This is a genomic window from Pedobacter sp. HMWF019 (genome assembly GCF_003061025.1).
GTDB lineage: Bacteria > Bacteroidota > Bacteroidia > Sphingobacteriales > Sphingobacteriaceae > Pedobacter.
Genome location: NZ_QAIL01000441.1, coordinates 1 through 4,196, shown reverse-complemented (window position 1 = coordinate 4,196; position 4,196 = coordinate 1). Strand labels below are relative to the sequence as shown.

General features: G+C 39.2%; 6 protein-coding genes. 5 read left to right on the top strand and 1 reads right to left on the bottom strand.

Features of this window, described 5'->3' with window-relative positions; all coding sequences use genetic code 11:
- The 5 genes from DBR11_RS23435 to DBR11_RS23415 form a co-directional block, all read left to right on the top strand.
- A partial coding sequence (locus tag DBR11_RS23435; protein WP_146186640.1) for an NADAR family protein occupies positions 1–347 on the top strand: 347 nt, incomplete at its 5' end.
- 133 nt (positions 348–480) lie between these two features.
- Complete coding sequence (locus tag DBR11_RS23430; protein ID WP_108555026.1) at positions 481–768, top strand: hypothetical protein; 288 nt, start codon at positions 481–483, stop codon at positions 766–768.
- Positions 769–800: 32 nt separating this feature from the next.
- Entirely contained in the window at positions 801–1,655 is an 855-nt protein-coding gene (locus DBR11_RS23425) for a hypothetical protein (protein ID WP_108555025.1), read from the top strand.
- 55 nt (positions 1,656–1,710) lie between these two features.
- A complete protein-coding gene (locus tag DBR11_RS23420; protein WP_146186639.1) occupies positions 1,711–2,319 on the top strand; it encodes a hypothetical protein in 609 nt (202 codons plus the stop codon).
- A gap of 5 nt (positions 2,320–2,324) precedes the next feature.
- Positions 2,325–2,792, top strand: a complete 468-nt coding sequence (locus DBR11_RS23415; protein ID WP_146186638.1) for a hypothetical protein — start codon at positions 2,325–2,327, stop codon at positions 2,790–2,792.
- A gap of 463 nt (positions 2,793–3,255) precedes the next feature.
- Here the strand turns inward: DBR11_RS23415 and DBR11_RS23410 are convergent, their stop codons facing one another.
- Positions 3,256–4,137, bottom strand: coding sequence for a bZIP transcription factor (locus tag DBR11_RS23410; protein WP_108555022.1), 882 nt, complete (start codon positions 4,135–4,137; stop codon positions 3,256–3,258).
- Positions 4,138–4,196 lie beyond the last annotated feature (59 nt).

The window sequence follows — 4,196 nt, the reverse complement described above, 5'->3', positions numbered from 1 at the left end:
ATCCTAAGCTTAGAACACAGCTAATTTTAACTGGAAATAGTACGCTTATTGAGCATACTCATAATGATAGATATTGGGCTGATGGTGGTGATGGTACAGGTGAGAATAGGCTTGGAATATTATTGATGAAGGTAAGAGATATGGTAAAAGAACGATCTGATAATCCAGAATTTGTTTTTCCGCCCTGGATTGCATTTCCTTCAATTAACCAAAATGATTTGTTTTGGAGGATGGGTATTGGTGAAAACTATCTTACCCAATGGGCAAAATTTTATTTTGAATCAAATAGAGAAACGTATAGAAATATTTTTCCTGAAAATGAAGACTGGAAAGATGTATATAATTAAATTAGTTACTAAAAGTAGTAGCAAAAGCATATAAATATAAAAGAATTGGAGTATATGCCATTTTATTCGGATCATTCAGTAGAGGGAGTATTTAAGGATCACCAGTAATCTTAATAATAATTTAATCAGGCAAATGATAAAGCTTTTCAATCGGCAATATATCTTTTGCCTGATTAATTACTTAACTAGGGTAGAAGTATCAATTAAGGCCCGATTACAGAGGAAACAGGCAGGAGCATTGGTCGATCAGCTGAAATACACTTATATGACGGGCAACCAGTTGGGTAGCGTGGTAGACAGTACCACCACAAATACCAGTGCTGCTTTCCAGTTGCCAGGAACAACAGTTTATACGTATGACCAGAATGGAAATATTGGCTCCCGGAGCAATGCTGCCTATACCACCAACAACCTGCCTTAATTACCTATAACTATTTAAATCTGCCCTCCGCAATGACCGCAGGTGCGGCAGCAGTCAATTATACCTATGTTGCCACAGGCAATAAATTAAGTAAGCAGGTACCTTCGATTAGTTTAAATAATGAATATATTCGGGGTATCCAATACGAGGGTGGGGTATTAAAGTTTGTATCCACAGCAGATGGACGTGTTGTACGTAACAGTGCAACGAGTTACTCTTATGAATACACACTGGCAGATCACCTGGGCAATGGAAGAGTGTACTTTGATATCAATGCAGGAATAGCAAGAAAAATCCAGGACAATGGGGCAAATACGACTCTTCTTGGCTATAATGAACGGGGCTGGCTGAATGCCAGCGCGGCACCAGGTTTTGTAATGGCTTTGAACTATGCCGATGGTACTACACCTCAATTTAATGGGAATATTGCCAATCAGCAATGGAGCACCGCAGGTGGGGCAGGTAAAATGTATATTTATTCCTATGACAAGCTGAACCGGTTAACTTCCGGGATCTCTTCAGACAACAAAAATGAACAAGGGATCACCTATGACCTGATGGGCAATATCAAGACCCTGACCCGTGATGCATTAGCTCCACAGGTATATGACTATACAAGTACAGGCAACCGGCTGAACGCGGTAACAGGGGGCTTAATCCGGAGTTATACCTATGATCTGAACGGGAATGCCTTGACCGATGGAACAAATACCTTTACATATAATGTATTGAACTTGCCGGCCACCGTTACCGGACCTAACGCTTCAACCTACACTTACGATGCCACGGGTAAAAAACTGACGCGGGTAAAAGGATCGGTGATTACGCATTATATTGACGGGATCCAGTACAATGGAACGGCTATAGACTTTATGGGATATAGATAACGTTCGTGGTTTCAACGGCGACCCTGGTTCTAAGCAACAAAGAGTAAATACAACAGTGACAAGCACTGAAGAAAATAAATCTCATAAATTATATGTAACCCAGACCACAACTATGACGACAATTGTTAATACAGCAACAGGAAGTATCACGACAAAGAATACACTGACTTCAACAAATATAATTTCAAATAGTACTACAGAAAAGACTTCTTACGGAGACGTTACTATGACAACAAGTGTAACTACGGTCGATGGAGATAAAACATCTACAAAAACCAGTGAACCTACTACTGTCAGTAGAGCAGACGCCAAAGGAGATCTTTCAGCTTTGAATAGTGTTAGTAAATCGTTAGAAAATTTTAGAAATGAACATGGAATGCAATTTAATTCATATGTAAATAAGGAAGGTACCTCAGCACTTTCCCTAAGTATTGGAGGCGGGGCAGCTCTCTTCGGGGCATTTGCTAGCCTATCAACACTAGCTGCAGAAATCCGCGGATGGGCACCTAGTCTTGTTAGAGCATTAGGTTTTGGCGGTGTACCTACCAGTGTTGGACCCGGATTGGCAAATAAAGTTTTTACTATGACCGGCGTTCCAAGTGAGACCAAGACCATTTATGTTTCTTCAAATGGTCGGGTTATTTCTAATATGCTCGCTAAATGATAATTATGAATAAAAAATACACCTTTCGCATATATATAGGATTAATTTCTATTTCTATAGTTGCTTATATAAGCTTTGTTGTTTATGAGCAATTTGTTAAACACTGTCAAAATGAATATGGACTGTCCTATAATAAAACAAGAGAAAAATTAGGAATTCCTCTTATCCCAGCTGATTGGAGTATTAAAGAGCGAAGCGAAAATTTCATTGGTTGGTCGGGGAATGAGCAGAAAGTTGGCCACAAGAGAAAGGCCATTTCCTTTTCCGGATGCCGTATCGAATCAGAACTGGATGTATTTAAACTTCCCAATCAAAATGGCAAGGAAAGACTACTCGAGATAGAATACAATTATCCTCACGAGAGTACAGGCAATACAGTTATCTATACTTATCAAATAGATCATTATAGCAAGTCCATTTCTAAAACAACGGCAGATAGCATACTTAACTCGGAACATATAAAGAAAGAGTAAAATAACTATTGACCATATGTTTCCTGTATAAAGAAGGCAGATCGAGAACAGTCGCGACATGTGGCGATTTATCCAAAAGATAAGTCGCAGAATATTACTATAATCACTAATGTGTATCCCTGTTTACAGAAAATTGTGAGGATGTGATTATTGAAGGCAATTTGATAAATCAGAAATGATTTTCTTTATGATTGGACCTGAATCTAAGGGATACATTTTAAAACGAAAAAGCCTACTATCTTACGATTTGCAGGCTTTTTCTTGGTTTTGATGCCATAGTGGCGGAGAGTGGGGGAATTGGTTGCCTCTTAAACAAGCGAGCTAATGTTTTGCTATCCAAAAAATCGGACACTCCTTAAAGGAATGATCCGGAACTCGCTCCCAATGATCGACCTTTAAGTCAAGCATACCCTATAACCCGACACAAAATCTGTTTGTTACTAGCATACTCTTCGGTCTGGGACTATTTGAGTTTATTTTTTAACATTTGGACATCTTGTCTTAAATCACCTACCTGTTTTTGCAGGTCTTTATTCTCCAGGTCCTTCTCAATCAGATACAGTGTCAATTCCTCCACTTTCTTCACCAGCAGTTTATTCATCTCTCCCAGGTTCAATCCTTCTTTAGCTATTTGTTGTTCTGATGGAATCTCCGGTAAATGCTGATTTTGGTCGATGTATGCTTTTACATCCTGTAATGATGGTAACTGATAATCTTTTTTGAAGACATAATCGGGCCATGCGGAATTGAGTTTAACTGTCACGGAGGTGGCAATGGCGCTGCCGTTTACCGCAAGCTTATAACCTTTAGGGTCTGATGTGCCAATGCTTACATTACCAGCATCTCTTTGTAAAGACAAAACCCCTCCTGCTGTATCTCCACCGCTGATAAATGTTTGTAACAGTCCGTAACCAGCTGATCCCCCTGCTGTTCCTGATATACGAAGGTTTGAGTTACTACCGTTTCCTGTAACTATTCCGTAAACATCAGCGTTCGTATATACGTGGAGCGGAGCAATAGGACTTGCTGTACCAATACCTACGGATCCGCTACCGTTAGCAACGGTATTAATAACAAGCGTCGGAATTGGTCCACTTCCAATTCCAAACTTACCTGCTCCCATACTCCAGCCTCCATGGCTTAAATATATAGATGTACCATTATAAATAGTTTGGATACCAGTCTCTGAAGTATTGTTTAAAGTAATTGGATAACTTGGAGATGTGGTTCCTATGCCTACATTTCCGCCGGTATAGTAGATGTTTGCTCCATTAGTTGTCCATTGTGCATGTGCTAACGTTGAAAAGCTTAAAAATAGGAATAGTGAAAAGACTAGTTTCTTCATAATATAAAGGGTTAAAAGTTTACTTAAGAATGTATATCAAATATCAATCTATATTAGAT

Excerpts from the sequence above, each read along its gene's own strand:
- DBR11_RS23430 (WP_108555026.1), top strand. The coding sequence starts at position 481 with ATGATAAAGCTTTTCAATCGGCAATATATCTTTTGCCTGATTAATTAC.
- DBR11_RS23425 (WP_108555025.1), top strand. The coding sequence starts at position 801 with ATGACCGCAGGTGCGGCAGCAGTCAATTATACCTATGTTGCCACAGGC.
- DBR11_RS23415 (WP_146186638.1), top strand. The coding sequence starts at position 2,325 with ATGAATAAAAAATACACCTTTCGCATATATATAGGATTAATTTCTATT.
- DBR11_RS23410 (WP_108555022.1), bottom strand. The coding sequence starts at position 4,137 with ATGAAGAAACTAGTCTTTTCACTATTCCTATTTTTAAGCTTTTCAACG.